Below are 18,406 nucleotides of genomic sequence, written 5' to 3'. Positions count from 1 at the left end.
TAGGATGCAAGAAAATGTAGCAAAAAAGCAGGTTAAAGTAGAAGATGTCTTCCCGGTAAGAGATGTTGATTTTTTAGAGTACTATACGGGTAATGCGAAGCAGGCTGCCCACTTTTTCTGTACAGCTTTCGGTTTTAAGACCGTAGCCTATTCAGGGCTCGAAACAGGAAATCGTGACACAGTTTCCTATGTACTGCAACAAAATAAAGTCCGATTGGTTATAACGGGAAGCTTGCACGAAGGAAGCCGAGTGTCCCAATTCGTGAAGCATCACGGAGACGGCATTAAAGATATCGCCCTTGTGGTGGATGATGTTGAAAAGGCTTACACTGGAGCGGTATCCCGCGGTGCAATTGAAATCATGCCACCTTCGACGCTCGAAGATGATAATGGAAAATTAAAAAAAGCCATCATTGGTACATACGGGGATACGATCCATACCCTTGTGGAGCGTAAAGATTATAAAGGGATCTTCATGCCAGGTTTTGAAAAATATGATTCCGCTCTTAAACATGGAGATGCCGGTATCATCGCTGTGGATCACGTAGTTGGAAATGTGGAGAGCATGGAAGAGTGGGTAGAGTACTATGAAAAAGTGATGGGCTTCAAGGAAATGCGCCACTTCACAAATGAAGACATTACAACTGAATACTCAGCCCTTATGTCCAAGGTTATGCATAACGGCGGTCGAATTAAATTCCCGATCAATGAGCCTGCTGAAGGGAAACGCAAATCACAAATTCAGGAATATCTTGAGTTCTACGGTGGTCCAGGGGTGCAGCATATTGCCATCTTAACCGAAGATATCGTGAAGACAGTAGGTATCTTGAAAGAGAATGGTGTGGAATTCCTAAATACTCCGGATTCCTATTACGACATGCTTTCAGAGCGTGTAGGGGAAATCGATGAAGAAATCTCCAAGATCAAAGAGTTGAATATTCTAGTAGACCGTGATGACGAAGGCTACCTGCTTCAAATATTCACAAAGCCAATCGTTGATCGTCCTACCCTATTCATTGAAGTGATTCAACGTAAGGGTGCAAGAGGGTTCGGAGAAGGAAACTTCAAAGCATTATTCGAGTCCATCGAGCGCGAGCAAGAACGCAGAGGAAACCTATAAAATAAAAAATAGATAGAGATTAGCATATATAACGGGGGTCAAAGGACCGGTCAGGGGGTTAACTCATGAAGAGATTAGCTGCTTCTACTAATAATATCGTACAGTTTGCAGGTACCATATTTGAACGAGAAGATAAGCTAACACGTGAGTCGACCCCCTTCATCCATGAGGAAGGCGAGGATTCATGTATGACATTAAAGTTCAAGACAAGAGAAGCGGTCACACATATCGCTCCATACGTGCTGGGGAAGACGCTTGGCGACTTACAGAAGGAGCATGGTCTCTCCTCAATCAGAAAGCTGTCAGAAAATGAAAATATATATGGCTGCTCCCCGAAAGTGAAGCAGTGGTTTAAAGAAAATGGGAGCGACCTGTTTTTGTATCCGGACGGAGCTGCCGTCGATCTAAGTCATAAGGTTTCCGCATTTTTAGGGGTACCGAAAGAACAGATCGTATTTGGGAATGGCTCGGATGAAGTGATCCGGCTGTTGACGAGGGCCTATTTGAGCGCTGGCGACCAAGCCATTATGGCCGATGTTACGTTTCCCAGGTACCAAACCAATGTATTTCTAGAGGGAGGCACACCGGTCATTGTCCCACTCGTAAACGGTACCCATGACTTGCAGGGGATGCATGACCACATCACTCCAAAAACGAAGCTGATCTTTGTCTGTAATCCCAATAACCCAACAGGAACCATTGTCGGAAAGAAAGAACTCCTGCACTTTATCGAGAGAGTTCCTTCGCATATCCTGGTAGTGGTGGATGAAGCCTATATGGAATACGTTACAACCGATGATTATTTAGAAACCCTGCCTCTTCTTTCAGCATTCGAAAACCTGATCGTTCTGAGAACATTTTCGAAAATATATGGCCTGGCAGGACTAAGAGTCGGTTTCGGGGTCATGAATGAGGAGATTGCAGAACAGCTCCGTAAAGTGAAAGATGTCTTCAATGTGAATACCGTTGCCCAGAAGTCAGCGATCATTGCCCTGGAAGATCAAGTGTTCATTAGGGAGTGTACCCATAAGAACGAGCAGGGTCGTCTTTATTTGGAAAGTGAATTTGATCGTCTGGGGATATCCTATTTCCCGTCTCAATCGAACTTTATCATGGTGGACACGGGAATGAATGGTGACACGGTCTCATATGAACTTGTGAAAAGGGGGCTCGTCGTCCGTTCAGGAACTCTTCTCGGATATCCGACCACGGTTCGTGTCACGATTGGAACACAGGACGATAACAAGAGATTTGTTGGAGCACTGGAAGACATTTTTCAAAACGAAGGGGGTAACTAAATGGATATCAAACCCCAGACGCTTGAGTGGCAGTCTGCATATAAACTGATGATCGGCTCGATTTTGCCCAGGCCGATTGCCTTTGTATCATCCCTTGATGAAGATGGGATTGCGAACCTTGCGCCTTACAGCTTCTTTACGGCGATTTCTGCAGAGCCTATGCTCGTCTGCTTCTCCCCCATGAGAAAAGGGAAGGATGGCAGCAAAAAGGATACCCTCCGAAATATCGAGAAAACGAAGGAATTCGTCATCAATATCGTAAGTGAAGAGTTTGTGGAGGATATGAATAACTGTGCCATTGAATTTGAACCTGGCGTTGATGAATTTGAGCAGGTCGGGCTGACGAAGAAGGAGTCCATTACGGTAAAGCCTCCAGGAGTATCTGAAAGCAAGGTGCAATTGGAATGCGTTCTTCATGAAGTACTTCACTTCGGCGATCATCCTGGGGCAGGGAGTCTTGTCATCGGGAAGGTAGAATGTGTGAGGATCAATGATGAACTTTATTACGATGGAAAAATAGATTCAGAGAAACTCAAACCGGTGGGAAGACTTGCCGGTCAAATGTACACCAAACCATTATCCGATTCATTTGAATTGATTCGAAAAAGGTGATGACACGTGAAGCTGGTTAGTTTTTTAAAAGAAGGAGAAGTAAAGGCGGGGATCGTTCAGGATGAACTTGTCGTGGACATCCATGCTGTAAGTGGCGGTTCACTCCCTAAAGACATGTTATCCATCATCGATCTGGGAGAAGAAGGCATGAAAAGAATGAAGGAGCTCGGTACCTTCTCGGAAAAAGACAAGGGAGTGCATTCATTAGATGATGTCACCTTGAAGTCGCCGATTCCAAGGCCAGTCAGCATCCGGGATTTCTATGCATTTGAAGAGCACGTGAAAACGGCCCGTAAACGAAGGGGACTCGATGTGGTGCCGGAATGGTATGACATCCCCGTCTTTTATTTCACCAATCACTTAGCTGTAAAAGGACCTCTCGATCACATCGTGAAACCTGCTGGATGCGAGTGGTTCGATTATGAATTGGAAATCGCCTGCGTGATCGGTACAGAAGGAACCAACATTTCAAAAGAAAACGCAGAAGACTATATTTACGGCTATTTCATCATGAATGACTGGAGTGCAAGAGACATCCAGAAGCATGAGATGAAAGTCGGACTTGGTCCCGCAAAAGGAAAAGATTTTGCGACTTCTTTCGGTCCTTATTTAGTGACGAAGGATGAACTGGAAACCTATCGCAAGGGAAACCGTTTTGATCTTCCTATGACGGCAAAAGTGAATGGGAAACTCTTATCCGAGGGGAATTATCAGGATATTCATTATACATTTGCAGACATGATCGAGCGCGCCTCGAAAGATGTCACCCTGTATCCCGGCGAGGTGATTGGATCCGGAACTGTAGGAACGGGATGCATTTTAGAGCTGGGTGCTGAGACGCATCCGTGGTTAAAGCCTGGGGACGTAGTGGAATTAGAGATTACAGGATTAGGGGTTCTGCGTAATACAATTGTAAGCAGAAGAGAGGAGGAAAACCATGTATTATCGTCAACTGGGGAAAATACCTCACAAACGTCACACCATGTTTAAGAAGGACGATGGCACGCTTTATAGAGAGCAGGTCATGGGGACGAAGGGGTTCTCGGGAACACAGTCGATTCTGTATCATCATCATTTGCCGACGGCTGTGGCGAAAACAGAGTATTTAGGGAGTTATATGCCGGAGTTTGAGGAAGAGGGTGCTCTTCGTCATCGACATTTCTTTACAGACAGAGTCGCGAAGAAAGGCTGTGCCTTAAAGAGCCGTGAGTATTTACTTGGTAATTCGGATCTATTGATTGGAACCGCCTATGTCACAGAAGAGATGAAAAGCTTTTACCGGAATGGTGACGGGGATGAAATGCTTTATATCCATTTCGGTAAAGGAAAGGTAGAGACGATGTTCGGAACGATCACCTATGGAAAAGGGGATTATGTGGTGATTCCGATTGGGACCATCTACCGTGTCGTTCCTGAAGAAGAGACGAAGATGCTGATCGTCGAGGCCTTCAGTCAGATTACCACACCTCGCCGTTATCGCAATGAGTACGGACAGTTACTGGAGCACAGTCCGTTTTGTGAACGGGATCTGCGGGGACCTGAGAAGCTTGCAACCATGGATGAAGAGGGCGAATTCGAAGTGATTACCAAATCAAGAGGAGCGCTTCATTCCCATGTTCTAAATCACCATCCATTGGACGTAGTCGGATGGGATGGTTACTTGTATCCTTGGGTCTTTAACATTGAGGATTTTGAGCCGATTACAGGACGCGTGCATCAGCCGCCTCCTGTTCATCAAACGTTTGAAGGGCATAACTTCGTTGTCTGCTCATTTGTTCCAAGATTATACGACTATCACCCGGAATCGATTCCGGCTCCTTATAATCACAGCAACGTGAACAGTGATGAGCTGCTGTACTATGTGGAAGGAAACTTCATGAGCAGAAAGGGAATCAAAGAAGGATCGATTACCCTCCACCCGAGCGGGATTCCACACGGTCCTCATCCAGGAACGACAGAAGCCAGTATCGGGAAAAAAGAAACACTGGAGCTCGCGGTGATGATCGATACTTTCAAACCGTTGAAGATCGTTAAAAAAGCAAAGGATGTCGAAGATCCGAATTATATGTTTACATGGGTGTAAAGGAAGAATCAATCCAAAGGCCGTTTGGTTACTTGGATTGATTCTTTTTTATTTATATAGAGTTTAAAAAAGTGGCGACTACTTTTTGGGAGAATATATTTATTTACGAAAGGTTATTCATCATTGTAGAAAAAGTGAAATTAAATTCTAGTTTGAAAGGCATTGCGGATTATGGGTATGAAAGGTTTTGTGTTGAATTCACTACTTATTGATGAGTGTCTTGCCAGATGAATAAAAATTCAATCCTACTATTTAACGGAAAAATGAATTCTCAATTATAAATAAACAGTGAGAATAAAACGGTCAGATACACACAGGTCTAAACTCCCCTCAACCCTCATTCCCATAGGACTTTGTCGAAAAATTTTTAAAAGGGCTTCTCATCGGATCTGAAGCGTCATTCACCCCATTAAATAAAAAAATCTAAAAATTTTTTTCTCCCGACAAACTGTATAAGGACAAAGATGTAAGCGTTTACTTATAATCAGATTAATCTAAATAGTCAAATAATTTATAAAAAGCCTGTTGACCTTACCGGGAAACGGGAGTAATATTGTCCTCAATAAAAAAATCTGAGCCAGCAGAAAACAGCAGAGATACCGAATCAAGCAGGCTGTTCGAATGTGCTCCAAGTCAACGGACTTTCGTTGCAAAAATAAATTTCTGAATAATCAAATAAATTTCAACCAGGAAAGGAATGATTAACATGAACGAACAATGGATCTACTTAGACGGGCAATACGTGAAGAAGGAAGACGCAGTTGTATCTGTGTACGACCATGGTTTTCTATATGGAGATGGAGTGTTCGAAGGGATTCGAATGTATGATGGAAACGTGTTCCGTCTGGAAGAGCATGTTGATCGCCTTTATGACTCAGCAAAATCCATCATGTTGCATATCGAAGTGTCGAAACAAGAGATGTGTGACATTATCGTTGATACATTGAAAAAAAATCAACTCGAGAATGCCTACATACGAGTGGTCATTTCTAGAGGTGTTGGAAACCTGGGATTGGATCCATTTACGTGTAGGAAGCCACAAATCATTGTCATTGCAGAACAATTAGCCCTATTCCCTAAAAGCTTATACGAAACGGGCATCGATATCGTTACAGTGGCCAGCCGCCGAAATCGTGCAGATGTTCTTTCACCAAAGGTTAAATCCTTAAACTACTTAAATAACATTCTCGTTAAAATCGAAGCGAACCTCGCTGGTGTAAGTGAAGCATTAATGTTGAACGATCAAGGATATGTAGCGGAAGGATCCGCAGACAATATCTTCATTGTCAAAAAAGGAAGGATCCTTACGCCTCCCGGATATGTAGGGGCCCTTGAAGGGATCACACGTAATGCCATCATCGAGATCGCCGGTAAATTAGGATTCGAGATGAAGGAAGAAGTCTTCACCCGTCATGATGTGTATACAGCGGATGAAGTGTTCTTAACAGGGACAGCCGCAGAAGTCATTGCCGTTGTAAAGGTTGATGGCCGTGTAATCGGTGAAGGAAAACCAGGAAGGTATACAACCCAATTATTGCAGGAGTTTAGAAACACTGTCACGCAGGATGGAAGAAAAGTTTACAAACAGAATGCTCAAGTTGGCTAAGTTGGAGGTGATAACGTGCGAAGTGACATGATCAAGAAAGGAATCGACCGGGCTCCCCACCGCAGTTTACTATATGCAACGGGAGTCAAGCTCGAAGACATGGAAAAACCATTTATCGGGGTGTGCAATTCTTACATCGACATCATTCCCGGTCATATGCATTTAAACGGATTTGCCCAAGTGGTGAAAGAAGCGATCCGGGAAGCCGGCGGGATTCCATTCGAATTCAACACAATCGGTGTGGATGATGGAATCGCCATGGGACATATCGGGATGAGGTACTCATTGCCAAGCCGGGAACTGATTGCCGACTCAGCAGAAACCGTCATCAACGCTCACTGGTTCGACGGAGTGTTCTACATTCCGAACTGTGACAAGATCACACCGGGAATGCTCATGTCGGCAGTCCGGACGAATGTCCCTTCCGTCTTTGTATCGGGAGGCCCGATGGAAGCGGGGGTTTCAAGCGAAGGGAAGCCTTTATCACTCGTATCCGTTTTCGAAGGGGTCGGTGCCCATCAGTCAGGAAGGATGACTGCGGAACAGCTTCTCGATATTGAAGCCAATGCATGTCCGACATGCGGATCATGCTCGGGGATGTTCACGGCTAACTCAATGAATTCTCTGATGGAAATGCTTGGGGTGGCTCCTCCTGGAAATGGAACCATTGTAGCTACATCAGAAGAGCGGCATCAATTGATCAAGGACGCAGCGAAATATCTCGTGGAAATGGTGAAGAAGGACATTAAACCAAGAGACATCATAACGGAAGATACCATCGATGATGCATTCGCCTTAGATATGGCGATGGGGGGATCGACCAATACCGTCCTCCATACATTGGCGATTGCCAATGAGGCAGAAATCGATTACGACATCAACCGGATCAATAAAGTGGCAGAACGAGTGCCGTATTTATCCAAGATCAGTCCGGCATCTGATTACTCCATGCAGGATGTTCACAATGCAGGCGGGGTCAGCGCCATCATTAAAGAGCTATGTGAAATGGAAGCTGTACACAAAGATCGCATCACCATTACAGGAAAGTCACTATATGAAAATGTGAAGGATGCTCATATTCAAAATGACGATGTCATCCGTCGCAGGGAAAGCGCCCACAGTCCAGTCGGGGGATTATCCGTCCTCTTCGGGAATATCGCTCCAAACGGTGGGGTCATCAAAGTGGGAGCAGTTGATCCGTCCATTCAAACCTTCATGGGTGAAGCGATTGTATACGAATCTCAGGACGACGCACTTGACGGCATTGAAAGTGGAGAAGTGAAAGAAGGGCATGTAGTAGTGATCCGTTATGAAGGGCCAAAGGGTGGTCCGGGAATGCCGGAGATGCTGGCACCAACGGCAGCCATTGCAGGAAGGGGCCTTGAAAAGAAAGTCGCACTCATGACTGACGGTCGATTTTCAGGTGCATCCCGGGGCATTTCAATCGGTCATGTCTCACCGGAAGCGGCTGAAGGAGGACCGATCGGTGTGGTCGAAAATGGAGATCCCATCTTCATTGATCTCACGAATCGAACGATCTCCCTCATGGTTTCAGAAACAGAACTTCAGTTCAGGCAAAAGGAGTGGGTACAGCCACCTCCAAAGATCAGAAAAGGTTATTTAGCACGATATGCCAAACTTGTCACATCAGCGAGTACAGGTGGAATTTTGAAAACAGAATAGAGAAAAGCGTTGAAGAGGTAAAAGGATTGGAAATCGTATTTTCAGAGAGCTGGTGGTGCTGCAAACCAGTAATACATCCAATACCGACATCCCCTCTGAGTATCGTTCTGAACCTTTAAAAGTAGGAGCGATCGAGTAGATGATACTCGTTACAAAAACAAAGGCTGGTGAAACCGATCAGTCTGCAAAGGGAGATGATATCCGTTGTCTCTGAATTAGGGTGGTACCGTGGAAAGGATGAAGACCTTTTCGCCCCTGCGAAAGATGAACTCTGTCGTAGTGGGTGGAAAGGTCTTTTTTGTTTGGGAAAGTGGATGAATTAAGCTCAGGTGGTTCACCGCCTGCGCATTCAAATTTATCTAGCTCTGGCGGCTAAAGGCTCGAGGTCATAAGTCAATCTCGCCAAAAAGGCAAAGAACGCCTTTTCAGCGACCTTGCCTTATGCTTGTCGGGCCTGACCAAGCCGCCTGCGCTTTTAAAAAAAGGAGGAGATAGGCAATGAGAGCGAAGGTAGAGGCAGAACCGGCTTCACAGACACTAACAGAAAACGTCAACGGTGCTGATATGCTCATGAAAGCTTTGAAGGAGGAAAAGGTTGAAATTCTGTTTGGGTACCCTGGAGGAGCGGTCTTGCCGATTTACGATGCTCTATACAAAGCCCCGATCAAGCACGTTCTGGCTCGCCATGAGCAAGGCGCAATCCATGCGGCAGAAGGGTATGCCCGTGTATCAGGTAGGCCTGGTGTGGTCATTGCCACGTCAGGACCGGGAGCAACGAATTTAGTGACAGGGATTGCCGATGCCATGATGGACTCACTGCCTCTAGTTATTTTTACCGGGCAGGTGGCTTCCGGGGTCATCGGAACCGATGCTTTTCAGGAAGCGGACGTTGTCGGGATTACGATGCCAATCACCAAGCATAATTATCAGGTGCGTGATATTAAAGACTTACCGAGGATTGTGAAGGAAGCCTTTCATATCGCATCAACCGGCAGGCCTGGACCAGTACTTGTCGACATTCCGAAAGACTTGACCTTGCAGCAAGCTTATCCGGTACTCGATGCGGAAATGGACTTACCGGGGTACCAGCCTAACTTCTATCCCAATCCACTTCAAATCAAGAAATTGGTGGAAGCCATCAAGGTATCCAGTCAGCCGGTCATCTTGGCCGGGGCAGGAGTCCTTCACGGAAAGGCAACGGAGGAACTGAAGATTTTCGCAGAACAATATGACATCCCGGTGATTCATACCCTCTTAGGTTTAGGTGGATTTCCGGCAGATCACCCGTTGTTTCTCGGAATGGCAGGGATGCATGGATGTTATGCAAGCAATATGGCTCTCCACGAATGTGACTTGCTCATCAATATCGGTGCCCGATTTGACGACAGGTTGACAGGGAATCTCGCCACCTTTGCACCACGGGCCAAGGTGGTCCATATAGACATCGATCCGGCGGAAATCGGGAAGAACGTCAAAACGCAGATCCCGATCGTAGCCGATGCCAAACAGGCACTGGAAAAAATCCTTCGACATGAGGTAGAGAAACCTGATTTCGATGCCTGGCATCATCATCTCAAGTCATACAAAAGGGAATATCCTTTCTGGTATAACCAGGACCACGATGTTCTGTCACCTCAACGCCTCATCGAACAGGTGTATGAAATGACCAACGGGGAAGCGGTTGTCACAACAGACGTTGGGCAGCATCAAATGTGGGCGGCGCAGTATTATTCCTTTAAAAAGCCGAATAATTGGGTCACTTCCGGAGGGCTTGGCACGATGGGATTCGGATTTCCGGCTGCGATCGGAGCTCAGTTAGCGAATTCAGACAGTAAAGTGGTCGCCTTTGTAGGAGATGGGGGATTCCAGATGACTCTCCAAGAACTTGTTCTCCTTAAAGAGTTGAACCTTCCTGTGAAAGTGGTCCTTCTCAATAACGGTACCCTTGGAATGGTGAGACAGTGGCAGGAAACATTCTTTGAAGAAAGATACTCCCAATCGGTGTTCTCCACCCAGCCTGATTTTGTGAAGCTGGCTGAATCATACGGAATCAAAGGATATCGGGTGAAAACCCAGGAAGAAGTGGATTCTGTTTTAAAAGAAGCATTAATAAGTGATGAACCGGTACTCATTGATTGCTGGGTGAATCCGAAGGAAAATGTCTACCCAATGGTAGCTCCAGGGAAGGGATTACACGAAATGTTAGGAGTGAAACCATGAGGAAACGGATTGTAACGGCTCTCGTTCATAACCGGAGCGGTGTCTTGAATCGGGTGACCGGATTGTTTACAAAGCGTCAGTTCAACATTGAAAGCATTTCAGTAGGCTACACAGAAGTCGAAGGGATTTCGAGAATGACGTTTGTCGTCAATGTAGAAGACGATCGCAAAATTGAACAGCTCTTAAAACAGCTTCATAAACAAATTGATGTCCTCAAGGTCTCCGACATCACGGATCAAGGCGTAGTAGCAAGGGAACTGGCACTCATCAAGGTGTTAAGTACAGGGCAGACCCGATCTGAAATCAATGGAATCGTAGAGCCTTTCAGAGCCGCCATCATTGATGTGGCAAGGGACAGCGTAACCGTCCAAGTAACAGGCGAAACATCCAAAATTGAAGCCATCATCGATCTGTTAAGACCATACGGAATCAAAGAAATCGCACGAACAGGCATCACGGCATTTGCAAGGGGAAATGGTAAATCGGTGACGGATTTAAAACAATATTCAATCGTGAATTAGAAACTGTATCGATAAAATTTAGGCTTCATAAAAACATATTATTCAAAAAATGGAGAGGATGAGGGAAATGGTAAAGGTATATTATAACGGAGATGTGAATGAAGAGGTTTTAAAAGGGAAAAAGGTAGCGGTTATCGGTTATGGATCACAGGGTCACGCACATGCTCAAAACCTGAAGGAAAGCGGATTTGATGTTGTAGTCGGATTACGAAAAGGGAAGTCCTGGGATCAGGCGGAAAAGGACGGATTCGATGTCTACTCCGTCCGCGAAGCAAGTGAACAGGCGGACCTCATCATGGTTCTCCTGCCGGATGAGCATCAGCCGAAAGTGTATGAGACAGAAATCAAGCCGGCCCTTTCCGCAGGTAAAGCACTGGCATTTGCACACGGATTTAATATCCATTTCCATCAAGTCGTTCCACCGGAAGATGTAGATGTATTCCTGGTAGCTCCTAAAGGACCGGGACACCTGGTAAGAAGAACATTTGAAGAAGGTGCCGGAGTGCCAGCCCTCTATGGGGTTTATCAAGACGCTTCAGGTCATGCCGCAGAACTTGCCCTTGCGTATGCAAAAGGTGTTGGGGCAGGACGCGCAGGGATCCTGGAAACATCCTTCCAGGAGGAAACGGAAACCGATCTATTCGGTGAACAGGCAGTCCTGTGTGGAGGGGTGACATCCCTTGTAAAAGCAGGATTCGAAACGCTGGTGGAAGCAGGTTATCAAAAAGAAGTCGCCTATTTCGAGTGTTTACATGAATTGAAGCTGATCGTTGACCTGATGTATGAGCAAGGATTAGAAGGAATGCGCTTCTCAATCTCAGACACGGCTCAATGGGGAGACTTCGTTTCAGGCCCGCGGGTGGTGAACGAAGAAACGAAAGCCCGCATGAAGGAAGTATTAACGGATATCCAAACAGGAAAATTTGCGAAGGGATGGATCCTGGAAAACCAGGCGAACCGTCCGGAATTCAACGCAATCAATCAACGTGAAAGTCATCACCCGATCGAAGTCGTTGGAAGAGAGCTTCGTAAAATGATGCCATTTGTTCAGAAACCTTCTACTAAAGAAAAGGAAGTGGTTGCGAGTGCGAACCATTGAGATTTTTGACACAACCCTACGGGACGGTGAACAGTCAGCAGGAGTAAATCTTAACACGATTGAAAAGATTGAGGTGGCGAGACAACTGGAAAGGCTGGGGGTGGACGTCATTGAAGCCGGGTTTCCTGCAGCTTCAAAAGGAGACTTCGATGCCGTGCAGCGGATCGGTTCCACGGTCAAGAACAGCTCGGTAACAGGTCTGGCGCGAGCTCAGCAGCGGGACATCGATGCGGTTTGGGGATCTCTTAAGGGTACGGCGGAACCAAGAGTGCATGTGTTCCTAGCAACCTCACCAATTCACATGACCCATAAGTTAAAGATGTCACCGGATCAGGTTATTGATACAGCCGTTCAGGCCGTTCAATACGCTAAGAAATTTTTCCCGGTTGTTCAGTGGTCGGCAGAGGATGCGTGTCGAACAGATTTGAATTTCTTGGTGAAGATCATGGAGAAAGTCATTGCAGCAGGGGCTTCGGTCATTAACCTTCCTGACACGGTAGGATATATCACCCCTCATAAATACGGTGAATTGTTTCGGTACGTAAGAGAAAATGTTCCGAATATCGACGGAGTAAAGCTATCGGCTCATTGTCATGATGATTTGGGAATGGCGACAGCCAATTCACTGGCTGCCATTGAAAACGGAGCCGATCAAATTGAAGGAACGATCAATGGGATCGGCGAACGTGCTGGAAATGCAGCTCTGGAAGAGATCGCAGTGGCTCTTAGAATCCGGGAAGATTTTTACGGTGCCACTACCCGCCTGAAACTGGATGAAATCAAGAAAACAAGCTCTCTTGTCAGTAAACTGACGGGGATGAGAGTACCGGCTAACAAGGCGGTTGTAGGTGATAATGCATTCGCTCATGAATCAGGTATTCATCAGGACGGAATGCTGAAGGAAAAAACAACCTACGAAATCATTACCCCTGAACTGATTGGAGTGAATGCAACCCGCCTGGTTCTAGGAAAACACTCAGGACGTCATGCCTTTAAAAATAAAGTGGTTGAATTAGGATTTGAACTTTCAGACGAGAAGCTTAATGAAGCATTTTATGCATTCAAGGATCTCGCGGATAAGAAGAAGGAAATCGTCGATGAAGATCTCTTCAGCATCCTGACGAATAAGCAAACGGAAATGGCCGATGGAGTCGGCTTTACATTAGAAAGAATGCAGGTTCAATATGGCATGGACAATATCCCGACGGCCACGATCGAATTGAAGTTCGAGGACGGAAGTGTAACCCAGCTCGCTTCAACGGGTTCAGGAAGTGTTGAAGCCATCTACAATACGATCGAAAAAATCCTGCCAAGTCCTTCTAGATTATTAGATTACAAGATCAACTCAGTCGGTGGGGGCCGGGATGCCCTTGCAGAAGTCTACGTCCGACTCGAATATAACGGAGAAAAGACAAGCGGACGCGGAACTGCCCAGGATGTATTAGAAGCATCAGCTCGGGCTTACCTTAATGCAGTGAATCGATCAGCACAACGGAAGTCACAATCCATGGAGAAGGAAGCAGTGGAAGCCAGCTTGTAAGACAGAGAGCCTTGTAAATCGAGGCTCTCACATAAAACTAACCAAAACAGGAGGTAATTCTAATGAAGAAAAAAATCGCTGTACTACCAGGAGACGGTATCGGTCAAGAGATCATGGACGGGGCATTAGAAGTACTGAAGGCAGTGGGTGATTGGTTCGGTCATGAATTCGAAGTCGAGGAAGGTCATATCGGCGGGTCTGCCGTCGATCGCTTCGGTACACCATTACCTCCTGAAACGATCAGGCTTTGTAAAGATAGTGACGCCGTGTTATTAGGAGCTGTAGGAGGTCCAAAGTGGGAGCATCTTCCGAAAGAGCTTCGTCCTGAAAAAGGTCTCCTGGCGATCCGCAAAGAGTTCGGGCTATTCGCGAATCTGAGACCGGTGAAAGCATGTGAAAGTTTACTGGGTGCATCCCCGCTGAAACGGGAGATTGTAGAGGAAGTAGATTTGGTGATTGTCAGGGAACTGACAGGAGGATTGTACTTCGGTCAGCCGTCCGGTCGTCAAGGGAAGCGAGACGAAGTTGCAGTTGATACCCTTGTATATGAAAAAAGTGAAATCGAACGAATCGTTCATAAAGCATTCAAGCTGGCTCAGAAACGCAAGAAGAAATTAACGTCCGTCGACAAGGCAAATGTCTTAGAAACAAGTCGAATGTGGCGCGAGGTCGTGAATGAAGTGGCTCAGGAATACCCGGATGTTGAAGTGGAACATATGCTGGTTGATGTTGCTGCCATGAAGCTGATGTATCAGCCGAAGCAATTCGATGTGCTGGTGACTGAGAATATGTTCGGGGATATCCTGAGTGATGAAGCCTCCATGATCACAGGCTCACTGGGAATGCTTCCTTCCGCCAGTTTAAGAGGAGACTCCTTCGGGCTTTACGAACCTGTACACGGATCTGCACCCGATATCGCCGGAAAAGGAAAAGCCAATCCACTGGCTATGATTCTATCGGTTGCCATGATGCTTAGACATTCCTTCGGCTTAAAAGAAGAGGCTGAAATGATCGAAATGGCCGTTCAGGAAGTCCTGAACGCAGGCTACCGTACAGGAGACCTTTGGACCATGGGACGCGGAACCGTAGTTGGGACCGGTGCCATGAGCCAGCTGGTTGTAGAGCGCTTAGAAGCGGATCATGCGCTGTCTTCAATCTTGGCGGCTTATTTATAAGATAGATTTGATTGGAATGTATCAGTGGAAATCAACCACTACTCATTCAGCAACAATTTTACCAATACAGTCTTAACTGAATAAAAATCTTACCAAACCAGGAGGGAGTTCATGGCAGGGAAAAATATCGTCGAAAAGATATGGGAAAAACATATCGTGCATAGAGAAAAGGGAAAGCCGGATTTACTGTATATTGATTTGCACCTTGTACATGAAGTTACGTCTCCCCAAGCATTTGAAGGGCTGCGCTTAAAGAATCGCAAGGTGCGGAGACCGGATTTAACCTATGCCACGATGGATCACAATGTACCTACAAGAGAGCGCCACATCATCAGAGATGAAATCGCACGACTGCAAATGGATACGTTAAAGAAAAATTGCTCAGAATTTGGTGTCACTCTTGCCGATATTCACCACCCTGATCAAGGGATTGTCCACGTCATCGGTCCTGAGCTCGGCTTGACGCAGCCAGGGAAAACCATTGTTTGCGGAGATAGTCATACCTCAACCCACGGGGCCTTCGGAGCACTGGCCTTCGGGATCGGTACGAGTGAAGTGGAGCATGTTTTAGCAACTCAAACCCTCTGGCAATCGAAGCCGAAAACCCTTCAAGTGGAAGTATCGGGAGAGCTGGGATTCGGTGTCACAGCGAAAGATGTGATCTTAAACATCATTTCTACTTACGGGGTAGGATTTGGAACCGGATATGTCATCGAATTCACCGGTGACGTGATCCGCAATTTATCCATGGAAGAAAGAATGACCGTCTGTAATATGAGCATTGAAGCAGGAGCCAAAGCGGGATTAATCAGTCCCGACGAGACGACCTTCGCATATTTAGAAGGTCGGGAGCATCTGCCGAAGCATAAATCATATGAACAATGTAAAGAAGAGTGGAGATCGCTGACGAGTGATGAGGACGCCGCTTATGATCACAAAATTGAGGTGAAAGGTGAAGAAATTGAGCCTCATGTAACATGGGGAACCAATCCAGGGATGGGCGCATCTATTTCAAGGTCCGTCCCTCATCCGGAACAGTACGCAGATCCTTCTGAAAGAGAAGGGGTTGGGAGGGCGATCCATTATATGGGGCTCGAGGCGGGAATGAGAATTGAGGACATAGAGGTGGATTATGTGTTTATTGGCTCGTGTACGAATTCTCGTCTGAGTGACTTGAGGGCAGCTGCTGAGGTGGTGAAAGGTCATACTGTAAAGCAGGGCATAACCGCTTTGGTTGTTCCGGGCTCGTTTAAAGTGAAGAAAGAGGCTGAAGAGCAAGGCTTGGATACCATTTTTAAAGAAGCAGGATTCCAGTGGAGGGAAGCAGGTTGCAGCATGTGCCTAGCCATGAATGATGATATCGTGCCCCCAGGCAAACGCTGTGCATCCACTTCCAACAGAAACTTTGAAGGCCGGCAAGGAAACGGATCAAGAACCCATCTTCTCAGCCCATCCATGGCCGCTGCGGCTGCCGTGACCGGAAAACTGACAGATGTACGAAAACTTGAAAAAATGCCGGTTTCATAGGAGGTGAGAAGGTGGCAATCAATCATGTTAAAGGAAAAGTGTTTCCACTAAGAAGAGACAATGTGGACACGGATCAAATCATACCAAAACAGTTTTTAAAAAGAATTGAGCGAAAAGGCTTTGGTCAGTACTTGTTTTATCATTGGAGGTTTGAAGACGATGGGAAGTCGCTAAGAGAAGATTTCTTATTAGACACACCTCAATATCAAGATGCCGAGGTTCTCCTCGGTGGAAAGAACTTTGGGTGTGGATCTTCGAGGGAGCACGCTCCGTGGGCCCTTCAAGATTATGGGTTTAAAGTAATCATCGCCAAAAGCTTTGCAGATATTTTTTATAACAACTGTTTGAAGAATGGGATCCTGCCCATTCAGCTGGAAGAAAAAACAGTGGATGCTCTTTTAAGAAATGAGAGCCATGTAGATTTATATAAAATGGAAGTGTCCCTTGAGCATCAGACGATTTGCGACTCGGAAGGCCTTCATGTCTCTTTTGAAATTGATCCATACTGGAAAACGATGCTTTTGAAAGGGCTGGATGAGATCGATTTAACTTTGCATTACGGAAAAGATATTGAAGAATATGAAAAAAATTATGAGGTGAGTGGCTTGGGAATTTAATGGATAACACTGAAGTTGTAGAGGCAATGGAAAGAATCAGTCATCAGGTGCATCGAACACCGTTAAAGCAATCATCGACGCTGAATACGTTCACTGGTGGAGAGATCTATTTGAAAATGGAGAACCTGCAACGAACAGGTTCCTTCAAAGTAAGAGGCGCAATGAATAAAATCATGTCATTGTCTGAAGAAGAAGCAGGTAGAGGCATCATTGCCGCATCTGCAGGAAATCATGCCCAAGGTGTGGCACTGGCTTCATCCCTGCGCGGAGTTCCGTCGAAAATCTTCATGCCGAAACGAACACCTTCCACAAAAATAGCGGCAACGAAACATTACGGAGCTGAAATTGTCCTGACTGGAGACACCTATCAGGAAGCCTACGGGGCAGCACTTGAAGAGAAAATCAGAAATGGCTCAACGTATGTTCATGCATTTGATGATCATAAAGTGATGGCTGGGCAAGGGACAGTCGCACTGGAAATGCTTCAGCAACTCAGTGATTTAGACATGATCCTGGTACCTGTTGGCGGAGGCGGTCTGTTGGCCGGAATGGCACTGGCCGTAAAAGCCTTTAACCCCCGAGTGCAAATCGTCGGCGTACAGGCACTGGGAGCCCCGGCTACGTATAACTTTTTTACAGGTAGAAACAAAGGATCCCTGGAGCATGTGCACACCATTGCAGACGGGATTCTCGTCAAGAAGCCTGGAGAGCTCACGTTTCCGATCATCCGGGAGTACGTAGACGATATGGTCACGGTCACGGATGAAGAAATCTCCTATAGCATCATGTTTATGCTTCAACGGGAAAAAACGCTGGTTGAAGGAGCGGGAGCAGCATCCTTAGCGGCAGCCATGTGCCAAAAGGTCAAGGTGCAAGGAAAGAAAGTCGGCTGTGTCATCAGTGGCGGAAATGCCGATCCAAGCAAGATCCCCGTGTACCGCGATCTATCCAAAATGGCTAGACAGCTGCATCATATTGTGTAAAAGAAGGACGGCTCTTAACTGCGTGTTAGTTAGGAGCGGTCCTCTGTTATTAATAGGTGTTTTTATTTTGTTCACAATTTGGAGCAACAAAGTTGGAAAGTGGCACAAGTTTGGTGGAAAGTGGCACAACACCCCCCGAAAGTGGCACAAGTTTTCTCAAAAGTGGCACGACAACCGAGGGATAGTACTCTAAAGTGTGCAAAATCAGCACAAATTTTCCTGAAGTTCCCTACGAAAACACTGTTCATGTCACAAAAGAGTAAAAATAGAAAGATTTTTAAGAAAATCAAGCTATTAATCTATCAGAATTGAAAGCTCTTAC

Annotated in this window: 15 protein-coding genes and 1 other annotated feature; all 15 genes read left to right on the top strand. The window is 46.1% G+C overall.

Annotated features, from left to right (window positions below):
• Positions 1-4 precede the first annotated feature (4 nt).
• The 15 genes from hppD to ilvA all read left to right on the top strand — a co-directional run bounded on the left by hppD (position 5) and on the right by ilvA (position 18,084).
• Entirely contained in the window at positions 5-1,120 is a 1,116-nt protein-coding gene (hppD, locus tag F0342_RS02510; RefSeq protein WP_149154464.1) for a 4-hydroxyphenylpyruvate dioxygenase, read from the top strand.
• Positions 1,121-1,185: 65 nt separating this feature from the next.
• Positions 1,186-2,418: a histidinol-phosphate transaminase gene (gene hisC / locus F0342_RS02505; RefSeq protein WP_316252575.1), complete on the top strand. Its 1,233-nt coding sequence runs from the start codon at positions 1,186-1,188 to the stop codon at positions 2,416-2,418.
• Complete coding sequence (locus tag F0342_RS02500) at positions 2,419-3,030, top strand: flavin reductase family protein (RefSeq protein WP_149154463.1); 612 nt, start codon at positions 2,419-2,421, stop codon at positions 3,028-3,030.
• Positions 3,031-3,036: 6 nt separating this feature from the next.
• Positions 3,037-4,020 carry a fumarylacetoacetate hydrolase family protein gene (locus tag F0342_RS02495; protein ID WP_149154462.1) on the top strand — a complete coding sequence of 328 codons (984 nt, stop codon included), beginning with the start codon at positions 3,037-3,039 and terminating at the stop codon, positions 4,018-4,020.
• Entirely contained in the window at positions 3,968-5,113 is a 1,146-nt protein-coding gene (locus F0342_RS02490; protein WP_149154461.1) for a homogentisate 1,2-dioxygenase, read from the top strand. Before F0342_RS02495 ends, F0342_RS02490 begins: the two co-directional genes overlap by 53 nt.
• A gap of 706 nt (positions 5,114-5,819) precedes the next feature.
• Entirely contained in the window at positions 5,820-6,719 is a 900-nt protein-coding gene (ilvE, locus tag F0342_RS02485; protein WP_149154460.1) for a branched-chain-amino-acid transaminase, read from the top strand.
• A gap of 15 nt (positions 6,720-6,734) precedes the next feature.
• Entirely contained in the window at positions 6,735-8,402 is a 1,668-nt protein-coding gene (gene ilvD / locus F0342_RS02480) for a dihydroxy-acid dehydratase (protein WP_149154459.1), read from the top strand.
• Positions 8,403-8,662: a binding site (T-box leader), on the top strand. It abuts the gene before it with no gap.
• Positions 8,663-8,900: 238 nt separating this feature from the next.
• A complete protein-coding gene (gene ilvB / locus F0342_RS02475) occupies positions 8,901-10,622 on the top strand; it encodes an acetolactate synthase large subunit (RefSeq protein ID WP_149154458.1) in 1,722 nt (573 codons plus the stop codon).
• Positions 10,619-11,143, top strand: a complete 525-nt coding sequence (gene ilvN, locus F0342_RS02470) for an acetolactate synthase small subunit (protein WP_044339131.1) — start codon at positions 10,619-10,621, stop codon at positions 11,141-11,143. Before ilvB ends, ilvN begins: the two co-directional genes overlap by 4 nt.
• A 67-nt stretch (positions 11,144-11,210) precedes the next feature.
• A complete protein-coding gene (gene ilvC, locus F0342_RS02465; RefSeq protein WP_149154457.1) occupies positions 11,211-12,242 on the top strand; it encodes a ketol-acid reductoisomerase in 1,032 nt (343 codons plus the stop codon).
• The gene (locus F0342_RS02460) at positions 12,229-13,782 is read left to right on the top strand and encodes a 2-isopropylmalate synthase (protein WP_149154456.1); all 1,554 of its coding nucleotides are present in this window, start codon (positions 12,229-12,231) and stop codon (positions 13,780-13,782) included. The genes ilvC and F0342_RS02460 overlap by 14 nt, the downstream gene beginning before the upstream one ends.
• Positions 13,783-13,844: 62 nt before the next feature.
• Positions 13,845-14,957, top strand: coding sequence for a 3-isopropylmalate dehydrogenase (gene leuB / locus F0342_RS02455; protein ID WP_149154455.1), 1,113 nt, complete (start codon positions 13,845-13,847; stop codon positions 14,955-14,957).
• A 111-nt stretch (positions 14,958-15,068) separates the two neighbouring features.
• On the top strand, positions 15,069-16,484 hold the full coding sequence (gene leuC / locus F0342_RS02450) for a 3-isopropylmalate dehydratase large subunit (RefSeq protein ID WP_149154454.1): 1,416 nt from the start codon (positions 15,069-15,071) through the stop codon (positions 16,482-16,484).
• A gap of 11 nt (positions 16,485-16,495) precedes the next feature.
• Positions 16,496-17,101, top strand: a complete 606-nt coding sequence (leuD, locus tag F0342_RS02445) for a 3-isopropylmalate dehydratase small subunit (RefSeq protein ID WP_149154453.1) — start codon at positions 16,496-16,498, stop codon at positions 17,099-17,101.
• The gene (gene ilvA / locus F0342_RS02440; RefSeq protein ID WP_262481606.1) at positions 17,101-18,084 is read left to right on the top strand and encodes a threonine ammonia-lyase; all 984 of its coding nucleotides are present in this window, start codon (positions 17,101-17,103) and stop codon (positions 18,082-18,084) included. Before leuD ends, ilvA begins: the two co-directional genes overlap by 1 nt.
• The last annotated feature ends 322 nt before the right edge of the window (positions 18,085-18,406 follow it).

It is taken from the genome of Bacillus sp. CH30_1T (genome assembly GCF_008364765.1).
Taxonomy (GTDB): Bacteria; Bacillota; Bacilli; order Bacillales; family Bacillaceae_B; genus Rossellomorea.
The sequence above is the reverse complement of the archived record's forward strand: the minus strand, read 5'-3'. Positions and strand labels throughout refer to the sequence as shown.